Origin of the sequence: Stella humosa, assembly GCF_006738645.1 — a bacterium.
Lineage (GTDB): Bacteria > Pseudomonadota > Alphaproteobacteria > ATCC43930 > Allostellaceae > Allostella > Allostella humosa.
On the sequence record NZ_AP019700.1, the window covers coordinates 1,765,348 to 1,782,954 of the forward strand.

General features: G+C 69.5%; 19 protein-coding genes, 1 tRNA gene and 1 pseudogene. 12 read left to right on the forward strand and 9 right to left on the reverse strand.

Annotated elements, in window-relative coordinates; all coding sequences use genetic code 11:
- Positions 1-13 precede the first annotated feature (13 nt).
- Positions 14-1,081: a Fic family protein gene (locus STVA_RS08295; protein ID WP_123689096.1), complete on the forward strand. Its 1,068-nt coding sequence runs from the start codon at positions 14-16 to the stop codon at positions 1,079-1,081.
- A 175-nt stretch (positions 1,082-1,256) separates the two neighbouring features.
- Here the strand turns inward: STVA_RS08295 and STVA_RS28570 are convergent.
- Positions 1,257-1,631: pseudogene (locus tag STVA_RS28570) on the reverse strand (ATP-binding protein); the annotation flags it as partial.
- Positions 1,632-1,636: 5 nt separating this feature from the next.
- On the opposite strand from STVA_RS28570, the gene STVA_RS08305 reads away from it, so the two are divergent.
- Both STVA_RS08305 and STVA_RS08310 read left to right on the forward strand, forming a co-directional pair.
- Positions 1,637-1,969 (forward strand): STAS domain-containing protein, encoded by a 333-nt coding sequence (locus STVA_RS08305; RefSeq protein WP_123689094.1) that lies wholly within the window; start codon positions 1,637-1,639, stop codon positions 1,967-1,969.
- A 21-nt stretch (positions 1,970-1,990) separates the two neighbouring features.
- On the forward strand, positions 1,991-2,638 hold the full coding sequence (locus STVA_RS08310; protein ID WP_123689093.1) for a GOLPH3/VPS74 family protein: 648 nt from the start codon (positions 1,991-1,993) through the stop codon (positions 2,636-2,638).
- A 70-nt stretch (positions 2,639-2,708) separates the two neighbouring features.
- Here the strand turns inward: STVA_RS08310 and STVA_RS08315 are convergent, their stop codons facing one another.
- Complete coding sequence (locus STVA_RS08315) at positions 2,709-3,854, reverse strand: aminotransferase class I/II-fold pyridoxal phosphate-dependent enzyme (protein ID WP_123689092.1); 1,146 nt, start codon at positions 3,852-3,854, stop codon at positions 2,709-2,711.
- A gap of 3 nt (positions 3,855-3,857) precedes the next feature.
- The gene (locus STVA_RS08320) at positions 3,858-5,159 is read right to left on the reverse strand and encodes a gamma-glutamyltransferase (protein WP_170216395.1); all 1,302 of its coding nucleotides are present in this window, start codon (positions 5,157-5,159) and stop codon (positions 3,858-3,860) included.
- A gap of 213 nt (positions 5,160-5,372) precedes the next feature.
- Here STVA_RS08320 and STVA_RS08325 point away from each other — a divergent pair, with 213 nt between their 5' ends.
- The 4 genes from STVA_RS08325 to STVA_RS08340 all read left to right on the forward strand — a co-directional run bounded on the left by STVA_RS08325 (position 5,373) and on the right by STVA_RS08340 (position 9,276).
- On the forward strand, positions 5,373-6,692 hold the full coding sequence (locus STVA_RS08325) for a M48 family metalloprotease (RefSeq protein ID WP_245978266.1): 1,320 nt from the start codon (positions 5,373-5,375) through the stop codon (positions 6,690-6,692).
- Positions 6,693-6,746: 54 nt separating this feature from the next.
- Positions 6,747-7,478 (forward strand): alpha/beta fold hydrolase, encoded by a 732-nt coding sequence (locus STVA_RS08330; protein ID WP_170216394.1) that lies wholly within the window; start codon positions 6,747-6,749, stop codon positions 7,476-7,478.
- Positions 7,479-7,592: 114 nt separating this feature from the next.
- Positions 7,593-8,333 carry a DsbA family protein gene (locus tag STVA_RS08335; protein ID WP_123689089.1) on the forward strand — a complete coding sequence of 247 codons (741 nt, stop codon included), beginning with the start codon at positions 7,593-7,595 and terminating at the stop codon, positions 8,331-8,333.
- An 88-nt stretch (positions 8,334-8,421) separates the two neighbouring features.
- The gene (locus STVA_RS08340; protein WP_123689088.1) at positions 8,422-9,276 is read left to right on the forward strand and encodes an EamA family transporter; all 855 of its coding nucleotides are present in this window, start codon (positions 8,422-8,424) and stop codon (positions 9,274-9,276) included.
- A gap of 72 nt (positions 9,277-9,348) precedes the next feature.
- Here STVA_RS08340 and STVA_RS08345 read toward each other — a convergent pair whose 3' ends face one another.
- Positions 9,349-10,479, reverse strand: a complete 1,131-nt coding sequence (locus STVA_RS08345) for a type III PLP-dependent enzyme (RefSeq protein ID WP_123689087.1) — start codon at positions 10,477-10,479, stop codon at positions 9,349-9,351.
- Positions 10,480-11,008: 529 nt separating this feature from the next.
- Between STVA_RS08345 and aroQ the strand changes: the two genes are divergently transcribed.
- Genes aroQ through aat form a run of 4 tightly spaced genes read left to right on the forward strand, consistent with a single transcriptional unit; the run spans position 11,009 to position 13,946 of the window.
- On the forward strand, positions 11,009-11,467 hold the full coding sequence (gene aroQ, locus STVA_RS08350) for a type II 3-dehydroquinate dehydratase (protein WP_123689086.1): 459 nt from the start codon (positions 11,009-11,011) through the stop codon (positions 11,465-11,467).
- Complete coding sequence (accB, locus tag STVA_RS08355) at positions 11,464-11,922, forward strand: acetyl-CoA carboxylase biotin carboxyl carrier protein (RefSeq protein ID WP_170216393.1); 459 nt, start codon at positions 11,464-11,466, stop codon at positions 11,920-11,922. Before aroQ ends, accB begins: the two co-directional genes overlap by 4 nt.
- 19 nt (positions 11,923-11,941) lie before the next feature.
- Entirely contained in the window at positions 11,942-13,294 is a 1,353-nt protein-coding gene (gene accC, locus STVA_RS08360; RefSeq protein ID WP_123689085.1) for an acetyl-CoA carboxylase biotin carboxylase subunit, read from the forward strand.
- 16 nt (positions 13,295-13,310) lie between these two features.
- Positions 13,311-13,946 (forward strand): leucyl/phenylalanyl-tRNA--protein transferase, encoded by a 636-nt coding sequence (gene aat / locus STVA_RS08365; protein WP_123689084.1) that lies wholly within the window; start codon positions 13,311-13,313, stop codon positions 13,944-13,946.
- Positions 13,947-13,961: 15 nt separating this feature from the next.
- Here the strand turns inward: aat and STVA_RS08370 are convergent, their stop codons facing one another.
- From STVA_RS08370 to STVA_RS08380, 3 genes are all read right to left on the reverse strand, one after another.
- On the reverse strand, positions 13,962-14,381 hold the full coding sequence (locus tag STVA_RS08370) for a hypothetical protein (RefSeq protein ID WP_123689083.1): 420 nt from the start codon (positions 14,379-14,381) through the stop codon (positions 13,962-13,964).
- Positions 14,382-14,448: 67 nt separating this feature from the next.
- The gene (locus tag STVA_RS08375; RefSeq protein WP_123689082.1) at positions 14,449-15,207 is read right to left on the reverse strand and encodes an enoyl-CoA hydratase/isomerase family protein; all 759 of its coding nucleotides are present in this window, start codon (positions 15,205-15,207) and stop codon (positions 14,449-14,451) included.
- A 26-nt stretch (positions 15,208-15,233) separates the two neighbouring features.
- Complete coding sequence (locus tag STVA_RS08380; RefSeq protein WP_123689081.1) at positions 15,234-15,494, reverse strand: hypothetical protein; 261 nt, start codon at positions 15,492-15,494, stop codon at positions 15,234-15,236.
- A gap of 116 nt (positions 15,495-15,610) precedes the next feature.
- On the opposite strand from STVA_RS08380, the gene STVA_RS08385 reads away from it, so the two are divergent.
- On the forward strand, positions 15,611-16,456 hold the full coding sequence (locus STVA_RS08385; protein ID WP_123689080.1) for a DUF1194 domain-containing protein: 846 nt from the start codon (positions 15,611-15,613) through the stop codon (positions 16,454-16,456).
- 7 nt (positions 16,457-16,463) lie between these two features.
- Here the strand turns inward: STVA_RS08385 and STVA_RS08390 are convergent, their stop codons facing one another.
- Together STVA_RS08390 and STVA_RS08395 are read right to left on the reverse strand one after the other, a co-directional pair.
- Entirely contained in the window at positions 16,464-17,447 is a 984-nt protein-coding gene (locus STVA_RS08390; protein ID WP_123689079.1) for a 2-hydroxyacid dehydrogenase, read from the reverse strand.
- A 66-nt stretch (positions 17,448-17,513) separates the two neighbouring features.
- Positions 17,514-17,590 (reverse strand) — tRNA-Pro (locus tag STVA_RS08395).
- Positions 17,591-17,607: the final 17 nt, after the last annotated feature.

The following is a 17,607-nucleotide window of genomic DNA, read 5'->3' on the forward strand; positions in this document are numbered from 1 at the left end:
CGGTAGCTTCGCCGTGCGCGAACCCCGGCTGCTAGGTCCGGAATTCGTCCAGCTCATCGCAGAGATCGACGAATTCAAGGGACGGTGGGAGGCGATCGGGAGGCTGTCGCCCGATCGCCTGGGCATGCTGCGAAAGGTGGCCACGATCGAGAGCGTCGCATCGTCGACGCGGATCGAAGGCGCGAGGCTCACCGACGCGCAGGTCGAGACGCTGCTGTCCAACCTTGAGATCCAGTCATTCGCCACGCGCGACGAGCAGGAGGTCGCCGGCTATGCAGAGGCGATGGATCTGGTGTTCGAGGCCCATGCCGATCTGCGCCTGACCGAGAACCATATCCGCCAGTTGCACCAGACCCTGCTGCGCCACAGCCGCAAGGACGAACGCCATCGGGGCGCGTACAAGACCCTATCCAACGACGTCGTCGCATTCGATGCCGACGGACGCGCGATCGGCGTGGTGTTCGCCACGGCGATGCCGTTCGACACGCCGCGCAAGATGGAAGAGCTGGTCGCCTGGACCCGCAAGGCAACGGCCGAGCAATCCCTCCATCCCCTCGTGGTGACGGCGGTCTTCATCGTCACCTTCCTGGCGATCCATCCATTCCAGGACGGCAATGGTCGCCTGTCGCGGATCCTCACGACTCTGCTGTTGCTGCGGGCCGGCTATGCCTATGTCCCGTACGCTTCGCTGGAGCGCGTGATCGAGGACAACAAGGATCACTACTACAAGGCCCTGCGCCGCACCCAGACGACGCTCGACGGCGACCAGCCCGACTGGGAGCCCTGGATCGGCTTCTTCCTTCGCTGTCTGAAGCGGCAGAAGGATGGGCTGCTGCGCCGCCTGGAACGCGAGGCCGACCGGGACAGGCTGCCGGAGATCTCCCGCCTGATCCTGGCGGCGCTGGAGCAGACCGGACGACTGAGCATCGCCGAGCTGGAGGCCGTCATCGGCACGAACCGCAATACGCTGAAGGTCCGCCTCCGCGAACTCGTGGCGGCCGGCCAGGTCCGCCGCCACGGCAAGGCGCGCGCCACCTGGTATGCCTTGCCGGGCCTGCCTTCCCCAGGTGGCGACGCCTGAGCGGTGCCTGCGTCAGACCTGCTTGACCAGCGTCAGGCGATTGCGGCCGGCGTCGCGGCGGTAATCCTGGCGGTCGGTCATGCGGCGGATCATCTCGACGCCGAGGCCGCCGATCTCGCGCTCCATCAGGGGCTGGTTGGGGTCGGGCGGGGCACCGACAGGGGTCGAAGGCCGGGCCGTCGTCGACGATCTCGACCGTCACCGAGTCGCCGCTGCGCTCCATCGACAGCGTGCCGTCCGTGCCACCCTGGGCGTAGGCGTGGCGGACGACGTTGCTGGCGGCTTCCTCGACTACCAGCGACAGGTGGAATGCGGCGCCGTCGGCGACCCCTTCCTCGGCGCAGAATGTCTCGACGAATTCGGCGATCGACTGCAGATCTTCGAGGGATTTGCTGATTCTTATCGTTCGAGCGGGCATGCGCGCCTCATCTTTCGGATGCGCTATCGGGGGCGGCGCATCCGCTTCCGCGAACCCGTCACTACCAGTATAGTGGCGCGGTACGCTTCTAGGGGGTAGCGGGGCATGACGCCACCGCGACAGGGGGATCATTGCCAATGAACCTGCAGCAGGAAAGCCAAAACGGCGTTGTTATCGTCACGCCGAACGGCCGACTCGACATCAGCTCGGCCAAACTGGTCGAGGATTCGCTGATCGGCATCATCGAACGCGGCCATGTACGGCTCGTTCTCGACCTTTCGCAGCTCGACTACATCAGCAGTGCCGGGCTCCGCACGCTGCTCGTGGTGGCCAAGCGGGTGGAAGGGGCCAAGGGCAAGATCGGGCTGGCCGCGCTCAAGCCGAACGTCCGCGAAGTGCTCGAGGTCGGCGGTTTCGACCGGATCTTCGCCATCCATGCGGACCGTGCGGCGGCCCTGGCGGCCGTCTAGTCCCGTCCGAGGAGCAAGACGATGCTGACCTTCGTAGAAGAAATCCTGCTGCTCATGCTGGACGACCAGGATGGTCGCCTGGTGGATCTGCCGCGTTCTGCCATGAACGGGGTGATCGCCGGGGCGGTCCTGATGGACCTCGCCATGCATGATCGCATCGACAGCGACCTGCAGGAACTGCGCGTCGTCAACAAGACGCCGACCGGCGACCCGTTGCTCGACGGCACGTTGGCCAGCCTGTCCGGTGCCGAGGGCCGCAGCAGCAGCGCCTGGGTTGAGGACGTCGCGCGCGATGCCGACGACCTGCGCGAGCGGGCGCTGGCCCGGCTCGTGTCGCGCGGCATTCTGCGCAAGGAGGAGGGGCGGTTCCTGTGGGTGTTCCACACCCGCCGCTATCCGATCATCGACGACCGCGAGCAGCGGGAAGTGAAGGCGCGCCTGCGCGAGCTGGTGCTGAGTAACGAGATCCCCGACCCGCGCGATGTCGTGCTGGTCTGCCTGGTCGAGGCGGCCGGGCTGTGGGACCTGTTGTTGACCGAGGCCGAACAGGACAAGGCCGCCGATCGCATCGCCCAGCTCCGCAAGATGGATCTGGTGGGCCAGGCGATGACCCAGGTCGTGCGCGACATCCAGGAGAGCATCGCCGTCGCCTCGACCATGGCGTGGTGATCGACTCCGACTGAAGCGCTGCGGCAGGGCGGTCTACCCTCGACCGCCCTGCCGCAGCATTCAGCCAAGCCTACCGCTTCCAGGCCACCAGGCGCCGGGCGGCTTCAGCCATCGTCTCGGTGGCGCCGGCGAACGAGAAGCGCAGGGTGCGGTTGCCGCGCTCGGGATCGAAATCCACCCCGGGCGTCGCGGCGATGCCGACCTCCTCCAGCATCCGCCGGCAGAACAGCGTGCTGTCGTTGGTCAGGTGGGCCACGTCGGCATAGATGTAGAAAGCTCCGTCCGCCGGGGCCAGCCGGTCGAACCCGGCCTTCGGCAGTTCGTCCAGCAGCAGCGCCCGGTTGCGGGCATAGCGGGCGACGTTCTCCTCCAGCTCCGGCACGCAGTCGAAGGCCGCGATCGCGGCATGCTGCGACAGGGTCGGGGGCGAGATGAACAGGTTCTGCGCTAGGCATTCGACGGCGCGCACCATGTCCGCCGGCACGATCATCCAGCCCAGGCGCCAGCCCGTCATCGAGAAATATTTCGAGAAGCTGTTGATGACGACCGCGTCCTGGTCGAAGGCCAGCGCCGTCACCCCGTCCACCCCGAAGGTGATGCCGTGATAGATCTCGTCCGACACCAGCCGCACGCCCTTTGCGCGGCACCAGCCGGCCAGTGCGGCCAGGTCGGCCGCCGCCAGCATGGTGCCGGTGGGGTTGGCCGGGCTGGCGACGATCACGCCGTCCAGCGGCCCGGCGCGCTCCAGTAGGTCCGGGGTTGGCTGGAAGCCATGTTCCAGGTCGGCCGGCACCAGCACCGCCTCGATGCCGAGCGCGGTCAGGATGTTGCGATAGGCGGGGTAGCAGGGTGTGGCGAGCGCCACCCGATCGCCCGGCTCGAAGGCGGCGAGGAAGGCCAGAACGAACGCCCCCGACGAGCCCGGCGTCAGGGCGATCCGCTCCACCGGCACGACGACGCCGTAGCGTAGCCGGTACCACTCGGCCAGGCGCTGGCGCAGGGCCTCCAGGCCGAAGGCGCCCGTATACCCCAGCACGTTGCCGGCCAGGGCTGCCTGGGCCGCGGCCAGCACGCCGCGCGGGGCGGGCGTGCTGGGCTGGCCGATCTCCATGTGCAGCACGTCATGGCCGGCAGCAGCCCGCTCCTCGGCGGCCCGCACGACGTCCATGACGATGAAGGGCGGGATGCGGCCCCGCCCGGCGACCTTGAGCGCCATCGCCTACTGCCCCGGGAAGGCCGCGAGCCCGGCGCCGCGCGGATCGGCCCGCGTGCCGCACGTCTCCGACTTGCGCGGCGCGCCGGCCGGGCAGGCAACGATGTTGGCACGGGCCGATCGCTGCGGCGACAGGCCGGTGAAGACCTGGTCCAGCGGCTGCTGGGCAATCAAGGACGCCGCCATCGCGCCGTTCAGGACGGACGGCGCGTCGCTGCCGCCGGCTGCCGCCGCGGCCAGGAAGAACTCGTTCACGTTGGTGTTGATCAGCATGGCGGCTGCCATCGTCCGGGCGACCGCGCCGTCGGTCGGGCCGGCCAGCAGGATGCCGGTGCCGCGGGCCGACCGGCCAAGGCCGAACGGCCGGCCCATGGCCAGCACGCATGCCACGGCCGAGCCTTCGCGATCGGTGACGACGAAACCCGTCGAGCCGTCGGCGGTGCCGGCATCGACAGGGCTCGCGTCGCGGGCCACCGCCGCACCGCCGCGGCGATATTCGCCGCCATCGGCCAGGCGACGCCACTGCTGGGCCGCCACCTCGCTGCCCGTGATCGGCGCCGGCAGCCAGTGCATCTCCTCGTCGGCGAAGCGGACCTTGGGCGGCACGGCCCAGGCGGGGATCGCCCGCCGCAGGTCGTCGGCCGAGATGGCCGCCCCGGAGAGGCGCGCCGCCTCGGAGAATTCCAGCGCGGAGCGGCCGGCATGGAAGTCGCCGGGGCCGGTCGAGCGGATGCGCGTCAGGAAGGCGGCAAGCGCCACCTGGGTCAGGGTGGTGCCCTCGGCCAGGGGCGCCCGGCCGGGGCCGAGCAGGACGGCGGTCATCTCCGGGTCGCCGGCCAGGCGCTCGCCATGGCGGGCCAGATCGGCTGCCAGCGCGCGCGAGACCGGGTAGCCGAAGCGCGCGAAGCCCTCGGCCGCGGACAGGGTCTGCTCCCAGCGCAGCCGGCCATAGCGGGCATGCATGGCGAACAGGCCGCGCGCCATCATCGGCACGGCCGCCGGCAGCGGGCCGGTGGAAGCCGGGGCCACGGCCGGGAACAGCATCGCCTCGGTCTTCTTGGCGCGGGCGTCATGGACGAGGCAGGCACCGCCACCGCCGACGCCGGCGCGCGACGGCAGGGTGACGGCCAGCGTGAAGGCGGTGGCGACGGCCGCATCGACCGCGCTGCCGTTGTTGGCCAGCACGTCGCGGCCGGCCAGCGTCGCGCGCGGCTCGTCGGTGGCGACCGAGCCGAAATAGCCCGACACCGCGGCGACCGTGCCGATCGGCTCGTTGCTCTTGCCGCCGCCACAGGCGGACAGCGCCACGATGCCGCCGCAAACCAGCGCCAGCCTTCCGGCCTGTCCAAGGAACCCGTTGGATACAAGGAACCCGTTGGAGCGATCGCGGCCGCATTGACGGTGGCGGTCGCCGGCCTTAGCTAGATTCATGGTGCCGGAGTCCTCTGCTTGATCTCGCGCTCGTCCATCCGCCGGCTCACCGCCGGGTTGATCGCGTGCCTGATGGCCATGGAGCCGGCCATGGCACAGAACCGGACCTCGCTCATCCGCGATGCGGAGATCGAGGCGACGGTGCGCGCCTACGCGGCACCCCTGTTCTCGGTCGCCAGCCTCGACCCGGACGCGGTGCAGGTCTACCTCGTGAACGACCAGCGCATCAACGCGTTCGTGGCCGGGGGGCAGCGGCTGTTCCTCAATACCGGCCTCATCCTCCAGGCCAAGACGCCCAACCAGCTCTCGGGCGTCATCGCGCACGAGACGGGGCACATTGCCGGCGGCCACCTGGCGCGCATCCAGGATGCGCTCTCGACCGCCACCACCACCGCGATTGTATCGATGCTGCTCGGTATCGCGGCCGCCGCCCTGGCGGGGGACGGCAAGGCCGCCGGTGCCGCCATCGTCGGCGGCACCTCGCTCGCCCAGCGCAACCTGCTCTACTACAACCGCGGGCAGGAATCGTCGGCCGATCAGGCGGGCTTCTCCTATCTTGAGCGCACCGGCCAGTCGGCCCGCGGCATGCTGGAGTTCTTCGAGATCCTGGAGCGCCAGGAACTGCTGGCGGCCATCCGCCAGGACCCCTACATGCGCAGCCACCCCTTGACCCGTGAGCGGATGGACGCGGTGCGCGCCCATGTCCAGCGCTCGAAGTACAAGGATGCCGTCGACCCGCCGGAGCTGCTGCTGCGCCATGCGCGGATGCTGGCCAAGCTGCGCGGGTTCCTGCAATCGCCGTCGGAGACGCTGCGGCAGTATCCCCAGTCCGACCAGAGCATGCCGGCGCGCTACGCCCGTGCCATCGCCTACTACCGCATTCCCGACCTGAAGCGCGCCCTGCCGGAGATCGACCGGCTGCTGGCGGACTTCCCCGCCGATCCCTTCTTCCACGAACTGAAGGGACAGGTGCTGTTCGAGAACAGCCGCGTGGCCGAGGCCGAGGCGCCCTATCGCGAGGCGCTGCGTCTGGCCCCGGGCGAGGCGCTGCTGCGCTACGGGCTGGCCCAGGTGCTGCTGGAGCGCAACGACCAGAGTGCGGCCACGGAGGCGCGGGCCTTGCTGAACGAGGCGGTTCGGCACGAGACGCGCAACCCCTCCTTCTGGCGGCTGCTGGCGATCGCCTATGGTCGGGAGGGCAATCTGGGCATGACCGCGCTGTCGCTGGCCGAGCAGGCCTCGGCATCGGGCAACCATCGGCGCACGGTCGAGCAGTCCAACCGGGCCTTGGGCATCCTGCCGCGCGGGTCGCCCGGCTGGCTGCGGGCCGACGACCTGCGCGACGAGGGCCGGCGCGGCGTGAAAAAGGACCGCGAGGACGGCCGCGACCGGGACAAGGAGGAGGAGTAGCCGCCGCCTGAAATGTCGGATATGCCGGTGGCCGGCCACGCGAGGGGAACCGACATGCCAAGTTTCGAGCACCAGGGCGCCACCATCCGCTACGAGACCCATGGCGAGGGCTTCCCCATCCTGACCTTCGCGCCAGCGGGGCTGGTGTCGGTCATGGATGTGTGGCGGCAGGCGATGGCGCCGATCGACCCGACGGTCGAGTTCGCAGACGGCTACCGGGTCATCGCGATGGACCAGCGCAATGCCGGCGGCGGCTCGCACGGGCCGATCACCGCCCAGGACGGCTGGGACACCTACACGGCCGACCATGTGGCGCTGCTGGACCATCTGGGGGTCGCGCGCTGCCACCTCTATGGCCAGTGCATCGGCGGCTCGTTCATCCTCAACATGCTGAAGCGTCATCCGGAGCGGGTCGCCGCCGCCGTCCTGGCCCAGCCGATCGGCCGCATCGACCCGGCCCTGCCGCCGCGCCCGGCCCGGTTCGATGCCTGGGCGGCCGCCCTGCAGAACCACCCGGAGGCGACACCGGACGTGCTGGCGGCCTTCTACCGCAACCTCTACGAGGCGGGCTTCGTCTACTGCGCCGACCGGGCCTTCGTGGCGACGATCGCTGCCCCCTGCCTGGTGCTGTCCGGCATGGACGACATCCATCCGCGCGCGATCTCCGAGGAGTTGGCGCGGCTGATCCCGGGCTGCGAACTGATCGACGAGTGGAAGTCCGGCCCGGCGCTGGATGCCGCCCGGCTGCGCGTGCGGGCCTTCCTCGACCGGCATACCCCCGCCTGACGGCGCGGGTCGCCGCCGCCTGCGACCTCACGACGAATTCACCGCCGTGGGGCGCGGCTGGCGCTATGGTGGGCGCGATCTGGCGACCCCACCCTCGCAGGAGTCTATCCGCCGATGCCTCGTTATTTCCCCCGGGCGGCCCTGGCAGCCGCCCTCATGATCGCGACCCCGGTCGCGGCCGGCGCCCAGGCGCTGTCGCCGCAGCAGCGCCAGGAGGTCGAGACGGTGCTGCGCGACTATCTGAAGCGCAACCCGGAATTCCTGATCGAGGTGCTGCAGGCGGCCGAGGAGAAGCAGCAGCAGGCGCAGATGGTGCGTGCGCGCGAAACCATCGTGGCCGAGCGGCAACTGCTGACCGCCAACCCGGGCGACCCCGTCGCCGGCAACCCCAAGGGCGACGTCACGGTGGTCGAGTTCTTCGACTACAACTGCCCCTACTGCAAGCAGGTGAAGCCGGTCGTGGCCGGGGTGCTGGAGAAGGACCGCAAGGTCCGCATCGTCTACAAGGAATTCCCCATCCTGGGCCCGGCGTCGGAGTTCGCCGCGCGCGCGGCACTCGCCGCCCACAAGCAGGACAAGTACCTGGCCTTCCACCACGCGCTGATGGGCAACAAGGCCCGTCTCAGCGAGGAATCGGTGCTGTCGACCGCCAAGGCGGTCGGCCTCGACGTCGAGCGGATGAAGCGCGACATGCAGGATCCCGGCATCGCCGCCCGCATCGCCGAGACGCGCGAGCTGGCGGTGCGCATCGGCATCCGCGGCACGCCCGCACTCGTCATCGGCGACGAGCTGCTGCCCAACGCCTTCGAGGCCGGCGCCATGGAAGCCATGATCGACAAGGCGCGCAAAGGGTGAGGGGGCGGTGCCACGGCCGCGGCCCGTTCGCGGCCGGCATGTGACCTTCGCATGACGGCGATGGCGGCGACGGGCTAGCGTCGCCGCCATGACGATTGATCTGGGGGTAGGGGCGCTCGTTCTCGTGGGCGCCCTTCTTCATGCCGGCTGGAACGCGATGGTGAAGGCGGGCGACGACCGCCTCGTGGCGCTGGCGGCCGTGTTCTTTGCCAGCGGCGTGGCCGGGCTGGCCGCATTGCCGTTCGTGCCGGTGCCGGCTGCTGCCGCCTGGCCATGGCTGGCCGCCTCGGTCGCGATCCATGTGCTCTATGTCGCGGGCCTGGTCGGTGCCTACACCCATGGCGACCTCAGCCGGGTCTACCCGCTGGCGCGCGGCTGCGGGCCGCTGCTGGTGGCGCTGGTGGCCGGCCGCCTGGTGGGCGAGCATCTGACTCTTTTTCAGGTCGCGGGTCTGCTGCTGGCGTCGGCTGGGATCATCGGGCTGGCGATGGAGCCGGGCGCGTTCGGCGTCGGCCGCCGCGGTACGCTGTGGGCACTTTTCACCGGCGCCACCATAGCCGGATACACCGTGGCCGACGGCATGGGCGGGCGGGCGTCGGGCGACGCCATCGGCTACACGGCCTGGCTCTTCGCCTGCCAGATCCCGTTCGTGCCGCTTTATGCCTGGCTGCGCCGACCGGCCGCCGTGCGCGCCTACTTGACCGGCGGGCAGTGGAAGCGCGGGACGGGTGGCGGCATGGTGGCGCTCGCCAGCTACGGCATCGCCATCTGGGCGATGAGCGTCGCCCCGATGGCGCTGGTGGCCGCGCTCCGCGAGACCTCGGTCCTGTTCGCGGCCCTGATCGGCACGCTGATCCTGCGCGAGGCGATGGGCACCTGGCGCATCGGGGCCGCCATCCTGGTGGTGGCGGGGCAGTTGCTGATGAACCTGGGGACCGCCTGACGGATATGGAAAGGGCGGCCTTCCTTGCGGAAGGGCCGCCCCGGTCGCAAGCGGCGGGCTGGCGCCCGCCCGTCAGATGTAGTGCTCGGCCAGGGGCGGGAAGCCGTTGAAGCCCACGGCCGAATAGCTGGTCGTGTAGGCGCCGGTCGCGTGGATCTCGACCTTGTCGCCAATGCGCAGTGCCGTCGGCAGCTTGTAGTCGGCCTTGTCGTACAGCACGTCGGCGCTGTCGCAGGTCGGGCCGGCCAGCACCACCGCACCGGTCTCGCCACCGTCATGGGGCGTGCGGATACGGTACTGGATCGACTCGTCCATCGTCTCGGCCAGCCCGCCGAACTTGCCGATGTCGAGGAAGACCCAGCGGCGATTCTCCTGGTAGCCCTTCTCAGAGATCAGCACGACCTCCGACTGGATGATGCCGGCATCGCCGGTCATGCCACGGCCGGGCTCGATGATCAGGCGCGGCATGCGGTTGCCGAAATGCCGCTCGACGGCGCGGTTGATCGCGTCGGCATAGGCCTCCAGCGCGGGGATGTCGCGGCGGTACTGCGCTGGGAAACCCCCGCCCAGGTTCAGCATGCGCAGCTCGATCCCAGCCTCGTTCAACTGGGTGAAGACCATCATGGTGCGGCCGATGGCGATGTCCCACTGCTCCAGGTCGGTCTGCTGCGAGCCGACATGGAACGACAGGCCATAGGGGTCGAGGCCGAGGTCGCGGGCCTGCAGCATCAGGTCGCGCGCCATCTCCAGCTCGCAGCCGAACTTGCGGTTCAGCGGCCATTCGGCGCCCGCACAATCCATCAGCACGCGGCAGAACACGCGCGAGCCGGGGGCGGCCGCGGCCAGCTTCTCCAGTTCGGCCCGGCTGTCGAACGCGAACAGGTCGACGCCGCGGGCAAAGGCGGCCGCGATGTCGGACTGCTTCTTGATCGTGTTGCCGAACGACAGGCGCTCGGCCGGCGCGCCGGCCGACAGGCAGAGGTCGATCTCATGGATGCTGGCCGTGTCGAAGCACGAGCCCTTCTCGGCCAGCAGGCGCACGACCGGAACCGCCGGGTTCGCCTTCACGGCATAGTAGATTTCGGCGCGAGGCAGCAGCCGGTGCAGGCGATCGTAATTCTCGCCAACCACGTCGAGGTCGACGACGAGGCACGGGGTAGCGGGCTGCTGATCGCGCAGGAATCGGCGAATCTTGTCGGTCATCGAAACGGCCTCCCAGCCGAATGCGACGCCTCCTCCCGTTGACGGGAAGAGTCGAGGCGGTAACTAGCGATTTTCGATCTGGTGGACCCGCCGCATGCGGGTCCCAAGCGCGCGCGGTATCAGATCCGCGACGCGGTCATACTCGAAGGGAGGACGAATTCGTGCAGCGTGACGACGCGGGTCGCCCGACAGGGGTAAAACGGGGTGAGAATGTCGGACGACGCGGGGTAACGCGACGCCGCTCCTCGGCAAACAGCGAACATTGCTACCTCCTCTTGACTGGCCGTCGCTGCAAGGCTGACGGGGGAAGTACGCCTAACGTCGTTGCTTGTCCTGGAACAGCCAGGGGCACGTGCGATTGCGCAGGCCGGCTATATAAGCCAAGCGCAGGATTTGAAAAGCGGATTCTGTACTTTCCGGGGGAGTTTTTTGGCTTGTCGGAGTCGTCCGGGACGGGCGGTCGCCGCCGCGTTGCGGGGGGCTCGCCCCATGCTATAAGGACGCCGCCATGAAAGCGGACGCATAAGACGTGACCGACCCGACGATCCTTGTCCTGAACGGGCCCAACCTCAACCTCCTGGGCGTGCGCGAGCCGTCCCTCTACGGCAGCGCCACGCTGGGCGATGTCGAGGAAGCCTGTCGCGAGCGGGCCGGCCTGCTCGGCTATGATGTCGACTTCCGGCAGTCGAACCACGAGGGCACCCTGATCGACTGGATCCAGGAGGCGCGCGGCAGCGCCATCGGCATCGTGCTGAATGCCGGCGCCTACACCCACACGTCGGTCGCCATCCGCGATGCGCTGAAGTCGGCCGACTTGCCGGTCATCGAGGTCCACCTGTCGAACGTCTTCAAGCGCGAGCCCTTCCGTCACCATTCCTACATCTCGGACGTCGCCGCCGGCGTCATCTGCGGCTTCGGCACGAACAGCTATGTTCTGGCGATCGAGGCGCTCGCCGGCATCGTCGACGCCGCCAAGGAGGACGCATGAAGCGGACCCAGCCGCTGGCCGTGGACGAGGAACTCGTCCGCACGCTGGCCCGCCTGCTCGACGAGACCGGCCTGACGGAGATCGAGGCCCAGGCCGGCGACGCGCGCATCCGCATCGCCCGGGCGCCGGCCGCCCAGGTGATCCATGCCGGCCCGGCCGTGGCTGCGGCACCGGGCCCGGTCGTGGCGGCAGCCCCCGCGGCGGTGGCCGCGGCCGATGACCCGGGTGCCATCAAGTCGCCCATGGTCGGCACCGTCTATCTGTCGCCGCAGCCGAACGCGCCGCCCTTCGTGGCCGCGGGCGATCGGGTCGCCGCCGGCCAGACGCTGATGATCGTCGAGGCGATGAAGGTCATGAACCCGATCACGGCGCCGCGCGCCGGCACCGTGCGCGCGGTGCTGGTCGATGACGGCCAGCCGGTCGAGTTCGGGCAGCCGCTCACGATCCTCGACTAGGCCGGAACCGGCCCCGCCGATGTTCGAGAAGATCCTGATCGCCAACCGCGGCGAGATCGCGCTGCGCATCCTGCGCGCCTGCCGCGAGATGGGCATCCAGACGGTGGCCGTGCATTCCACCGCCGACGCCGATTCGATGCATGTGCGCCTGGCGGACGAATCCGTCTGCATCGGCCCGGCCTCGGCCCGGGAAAGCTACCTCAACGTGCCCGCCATCCTGACGGCGGCCACCATCACCAACGCCGACGCCATCCATCCCGGCCTGGGGTTCCTGGCCGAGAACGCCGATTTCGCGGCGATGGTGGAAGAGCACGGCTTCACCTTCATCGGCCCGACGCCCGAGCATATCCGCCTGATGGGCGACAAGGTGCAGGCCAAGACCGAGGCCCGGCGCCTGGGCCTGCCGACCGTGCCCGACTCCGACGGGGCGGTGGCGACGGTGGAAGCCGCGCTGGAGGCGGCCGCCCGCATCGGCTACCCGGTGCTGGTGAAGGCGGCCGGCGGCGGCGGCGGCCGCGGCATGCGGGTCGCGCTCGACGAGAGCCAACTGCGCGGCGCGTTCTCGATCGCGCGGTCGGAGGCCAAGGCCTTCTTCAGCAACGACGCGGTCTATCTCGAGAAGTACCTGATGCGGCCCCGGCACATCGAGGTGCAGGTGCTGGCGGACGGGCAGGGCGGCGTGGTCCATCTGGGCGAGCGCGACTGCTCCATCCAGCGCAACCACCAGAAGATCCTGGAGGAGGCGCTGTCGCCGGCGCTCAACGCCGAGCAGCGCGAGGATATCGGCCGCCGCGTCACCGATGCCATCCGCGAGATCGGCTATCGCGGCGTCGGCACGATCGAGTTCCTCTACGAGGAAGGCGCCTTCTACTTCATCGAGATGAACACCCGCCTCCAGGTCGAGCACCCGATCAGCGAGATGGTGACCGGCATCGACCTGGTGCGCGAGCAGATCCGCGTCGCCGCCGGGGCGACGCTGGGCTACGGCCAGGATGCCGTGCGCCTGTCGGGGCATGCGATCGAGTGCCGGATCAACGCCGAGCATCCCGAGACCTTCCTGCCGTCGCCCGGCCGCATCACCGAATACCATGCGCCCGGGGGGCCGGGGGTGCGGGTCGATTCGCACCTGTTCTCGGGCTATGTCGTGCCCTCCAACTACGACAGCCTGGTGGCCAAGCTGATCGTCCATGGCAACACCCGCAACGAGTGCCTGATGCGCCTGCGCCGGGCCTTGGGCGAATATGCCGTGGGCGGGATCGAGACCAACCTGCCGCTGCACCGCCGCCTGCTCACCAACCGCGACTTCCTCGACGGCCACTACGACGTGCACTGGCTGGAGCGGTTCATGGCGGCCGAGCGCGGCGAAGCCTGACGCCGCCGCCGTCCCCATGGGCGTGCTGACGCCCGAGATCCTGCTGCGGGCCTATGCCGTCGGCCTGTTCCCGATGGCCGAGACGGCCGACGACCCCGAACTGTTCTGGGTCGATCCCGACTGGCGCGGCGTGCTGCCGCTGGATGGCTTCCACCTGCCGCGCCGGCTGGCCCGGCGGGTGCGCCAAAATCCCTTTACCGTCACCGTCGACCAGGACTTCGCTGCCGTCGTCGACGGCTGCGCCGAGCGCACCGGCAGCCGGCGGGAAACCTGGATCAACGGCCAGATCCGCGAACTCTATGCCGCCCTCCACGCCATGGGCCGGGCCCACAGCGTAGAATGTTGGCGCGGCGGGCGCCTCGTGGGCGGCCTCTACGGCGTCCACATCGGTGCCGCCTTCTTCGGCGAGAGCATGTTCATGCGCGAGACCGACGCCAGCAAGGTGGCGCTGGTGCACCTGGTCGCCCGCCTGATCAAGGGCGGCTTCCGCCTGCTCGACACGCAGTTCGTGACCGACCACCTGGCCGGCTTCGGCACCGTGGAAGTGCCCAAGGCCCAGTATCGCCGGCTGCTCGCCCGCGCGATCGCGGTCGAGGCCGAGCTTCCGGCCGAGATGTCGGATGCGGATGCGCTGGCGGTGCTGGCTGGCTAAGAGATGCCGGCAGCGCTAGGGCTGCGAGGCATGGATCGGAAACATGCATTTCCGCTCGCTGGGGTACTCCAGGATCTCTCCCAGGGAGCAGAAGATCCCATGCGCCTCGTTGCCATTGTCGACGCACCGCATCTGAATCACGCCAGCGACGGCCCCCAAATTCTGGATCAGGACGCTTCGGCGGCACCATTTGGCGCCCTGGTACAGCCAGACATGATACCCGCGGCCATTGTCGCCGGAATGGTACGACGAGTGCACGTCGTGCTTGTTGGGATAGACCGTTCGCCGGACTTCGCCATGGACATCGAAGTCGATCGCGCCGGTCGTGAAATTCCCGATGTTGAATTCCGCATGCTCGTTGTACCCGAACGCTGCCGCCGGCGCGCCCATGCACGCAAGCGACGCGGCCGCGATGAGCCAGGAGCGCACCTTCATCGTTTCCCCCGTTCGGTCGTGCTGCCGGCCAATAGTAGCGGACTTCGCACTTGCTCGCGAGATGGGGCTACCGCCCGTTGTAGTCCGGCGGTCGCTTCGCCTTGAAGGCGGCCAGGCCCTCGCGATAGTCGTCGCTGCCCCAGACGGCCTCGATGTCGGCCAGCGCCCGGCCGGCCTGCTCGGACGGCCCGCGCGGCAAGGCCTCGCCGACGAAGCGCTTCAGCGTGGTCAGCACCAGCGGCGCCATGCCGGCCAGCTTGCGCGCCCAGGCCTCCGCCTCGGCCAGGTGTTGGCCCGCCGGCACCACCTTGTTGACGAACCCCACCTCGTAGGCGCGCTGGGCCGTCATCGGCTCGCCCATCAGGATGAACTCCATCGCCACCTTGTGCGGGATGCGGGTGGCGAGCGAGCTGATCAGGCCGCCGGTGAACCCCAGCTTGGCCTCGGGGTAGGAGAATCGGGCCGTCTCGCTCGCGATGCAGAGGTCGCACATCTGCACCAGCACCACCGACCCGCCGACGCACCAGCCGGAAACCGCGGCGATGATCGGCTTCTCGACCTTGATCCCGACGCCCGGCATGAAGCGGCGCAGTTCCGGCGGCGCGTCGAGGTCGGCACCGGCGGAGAAGGCCTTCTCGCCGGCACCGGTTACGACCGCCACCCGGTCGTCGCTCGCATTGAAGCGCCGCCACGCCGCGGCCAGGCCCAGCGCCACGTCGGCATTGATGGAATTGGCCTTGGCCGGGTTGTTGATGGTGATGATCGCGACCCGGTCGCGCGATTCGTAGAGGACGGCCTCGGTGCTGGCGTCGGCTTCGGGCGGCATGCGGGGCTCCTGGTGTTGGCGCCGGGTCAGCGGCCGTTGCGCCGCTGCTCCTCCTCGACCTCCTCGCGGGTCGTGGTCGTCTCGTCATAGCCGCGCCGGCTGGAATAGAACACCAGCGCCATCAGGCCACCGCCGATCGCCAGCGTGAAGAAGACGCCGAGGCCCAGCGCGATCCAGCCATGCATTCCCAGGCGGATGTCGGCCATGCCGGACCAGATGGAGGCGGCGGCGAGCCCGGCGATGGCCAGCATGCCGAGCAGGATGACGGGTAGCAGCAGTCGATGCACCTTGGCGGTCCTTTCTTGGGCTGCGCGCAGCAGGCATGGACGAGGCGGCGGCAGGGCGCAAGATGATTGGGCGTCGCACTGCCGCGATGCCGATATCGGGTGTAGGCTTCGCTCTCATGTCCCAACGATCGCGCCTCGGCATCATCGGGCTGGTCGCAGCCGTGCTGGCCTTGCAGATGGCGACGCAGGTCCTTGCCGTCGAGCCCGTCGACCTGGAACTGGTACTGGCGGTCGACGTCTCCGGCTCCGTCGACCAGGACGAGGCCCGCCTCCAGCGCGACGGCTATGTCGCCGCCCTGACCGACCCGCAGGTGATCGACGCCATCCGCGGCGGCCTGCACGGCCGGGTGGCGATCGCCTATGTGGAATGGGCCGGCTATCGCCACCGGCGCCTGGTGGCCGACTGGCACCTGGTGCGCGACCGGCCGACGGCCGAGGCGCTGGCGCGACGGATCGCGGCCGCGCCGATCGCGACCGGCGTCAGCACCTCGATCAGCGGGGCGATCCATTTCGCGCTGCCGATGTTCGGCGCGGGCGGCTTCCAGGGTGAGCGCCGCGTGATCGACATCTCCGGCGACGGCCCCAACAATGACGGGCCGGACGTGACCACCGCGCGGGACGCGGCGCTGGCGATGGGCGTCACCATCAACGGCCTGCCGATCCTGAACGACCGCCCCAACGTCGCGGCCTTCCCCAGCCTCGACGACCTCGACGAGTACTATGACGGCTGCGTCATCGGCGGCCCCGGCGCCTTCATGGTCGTGGCCCAGGGTTTCGAGACCTTCGCCGCGGCCGTGAAGCGCAAGCTGATCCTGGAGATCGCCGCCCGGCCGGAGCCCGTGCGGGCGATCCCCGCCAGCAGCGCGCCGGGTATCCGACCGGTCGCCTACGACCGGGGCTGCGACATCGGCGAGCGGCAGTTGCGCCAGTACCTGCGCGGCCGCGGCGGGATGATGGAGTAGGGGCGGCTCAGTCCAGCTCGACGCGGTCGACCAGCGGTTCGGCGCGGTAGAATCGTTGGATGTTGTCGAACATGTCGCCCATCTTCATCCGCATCGCGTCGCGGGTGCCGGGCGCGTTGTGCGGGGTCAGCACGACGTTGCGGAACTCGGCCAGCGGCGTCGGGTGGGGCGGCGGCTCGATCTCGAAGGTGTCGAGCCCGACGCCGGCCAGATGGCCGGAGCGCAGCGCCTCGACCAGGGCCGCCTCCTCGACGATGGGGCCGCGGGCACAGTTGATCAGCATGGCGCCCGGCTTCATGCGCCCGATCGTCTCGCGGTTCATCATGTGGTGCGACAGCTCGGTCAGCGGCAGGTGCAGGGTCACCATGTCCGAGAGCGCGAGCAGTTCGTCGAACCCGACGCGGCGCACCTTCAGCTCGCGCTCGACCTCGGCCGGGATATCGACGATGTCGTGATAGACGAGCGTCGCGCCGAAGCCCTGGAGGTGGCGTGCCACCTCCGTGCCGATGCGGCCCAAGCCGACGATGCCGACCGTCATGCCGAAGATCTGGCGCGACTCCGCGCGCATGTCGTTGGCATGCCAGACGCCGCGGCGCAGCTCGGAGTCGAGGTAGGCCAGCCGCTTGCACACGGCCAGCATCATCATGATCGTGTGCTCGGACACGCCGATGCTGGTGCCGCCCGGGGCCAGGGCCAGCGGGATCTGGCGCTCGCGCAGGGCCGCCACGTCCACCGTGTCATGATATCCCACGCCCTGGTGCTGCACGAAGCGCAGGCGCGGGGCCGCCTCGATATGATGCCGGGCGAGCCGGCCGCCGCCGACGATCACCACCTCGGCGTCGCGCAGCTTCTCCAGCCGCTCGGCCTCGCTACCGGACTCCAGCGTCATCAGCTCGAACTCCGGCGGCAGCGCGCTTTCCACCAGCTCGTACAGCGGCCGGTTGCCCAGGACGAAATAGAGCACCTTCGGGCGCGCGACGGCCTCGGCCATGCTGGGCCTCCTGAGCGGATTCGTACTGGGAAAGGCGAGGGGTAGAGCTGGGAAGGGGCCTTACGCTGGTCGGAGTGAGAGGATTCGAACCTCCGGCCCCTGCCTCCCGAAAGCAGTGCTCTACCAGGCTGAGCTACACTCCGACCGGCGGAGGCGGCTT

Coding starts and splice junctions, on each gene's coding strand:
- STVA_RS08310 (WP_123689093.1), top strand. CDS start 1,991: ATGCTGACCTTCGTAGAAGAAATCCTGCTGCTCATGCTGGACGACCAG.
- accB (WP_170216393.1), top strand. CDS start 11,464: ATGAAGCGGACCCAGCCGCTGGCCGTGGACGAGGAACTCGTCCGCACG.
- accC (WP_123689085.1), top strand. CDS start 11,942: ATGTTCGAGAAGATCCTGATCGCCAACCGCGGCGAGATCGCGCTGCGC.
- aat (WP_123689084.1), top strand. CDS start 13,311: ATGGGCGTGCTGACGCCCGAGATCCTGCTGCGGGCCTATGCCGTCGGC.
- STVA_RS08325 (WP_245978266.1), top strand. CDS start 5,373: ATGGCACAGAACCGGACCTCGCTCATCCGCGATGCGGAGATCGAGGCG.
- STVA_RS08375 (WP_123689082.1), bottom strand. CDS start 15,207: ATGCCGCCCGAAGCCGACGCCAGCACCGAGGCCGTCCTCTACGAATCG.
- STVA_RS08315 (WP_123689092.1), bottom strand. CDS start 3,854: ATGGCGCTCAAGGTCGCCGGGCGGGGCCGCATCCCGCCCTTCATCGTC.
- STVA_RS08385 (WP_123689080.1), top strand. CDS start 15,611: ATGTCCCAACGATCGCGCCTCGGCATCATCGGGCTGGTCGCAGCCGTG.
- STVA_RS08340 (WP_123689088.1), top strand. CDS start 8,422: ATGACGATTGATCTGGGGGTAGGGGCGCTCGTTCTCGTGGGCGCCCTT.
- STVA_RS08390 (WP_123689079.1), bottom strand. CDS start 17,447: ATGGCCGAGGCCGTCGCGCGCCCGAAGGTGCTCTATTTCGTCCTGGGC.
- STVA_RS08330 (WP_170216394.1), top strand. CDS start 6,747: ATGCCAAGTTTCGAGCACCAGGGCGCCACCATCCGCTACGAGACCCAT.
- STVA_RS08370 (WP_123689083.1), bottom strand. CDS start 14,381: ATGAAGGTGCGCTCCTGGCTCATCGCGGCCGCGTCGCTTGCGTGCATG.
- STVA_RS08345 (WP_123689087.1), bottom strand. CDS start 10,479: ATGACCGACAAGATTCGCCGATTCCTGCGCGATCAGCAGCCCGCTACC.
- STVA_RS08305 (WP_123689094.1), top strand. CDS start 1,637: ATGAACCTGCAGCAGGAAAGCCAAAACGGCGTTGTTATCGTCACGCCG.
- STVA_RS08335 (WP_123689089.1), top strand. CDS start 7,593: ATGCCTCGTTATTTCCCCCGGGCGGCCCTGGCAGCCGCCCTCATGATC.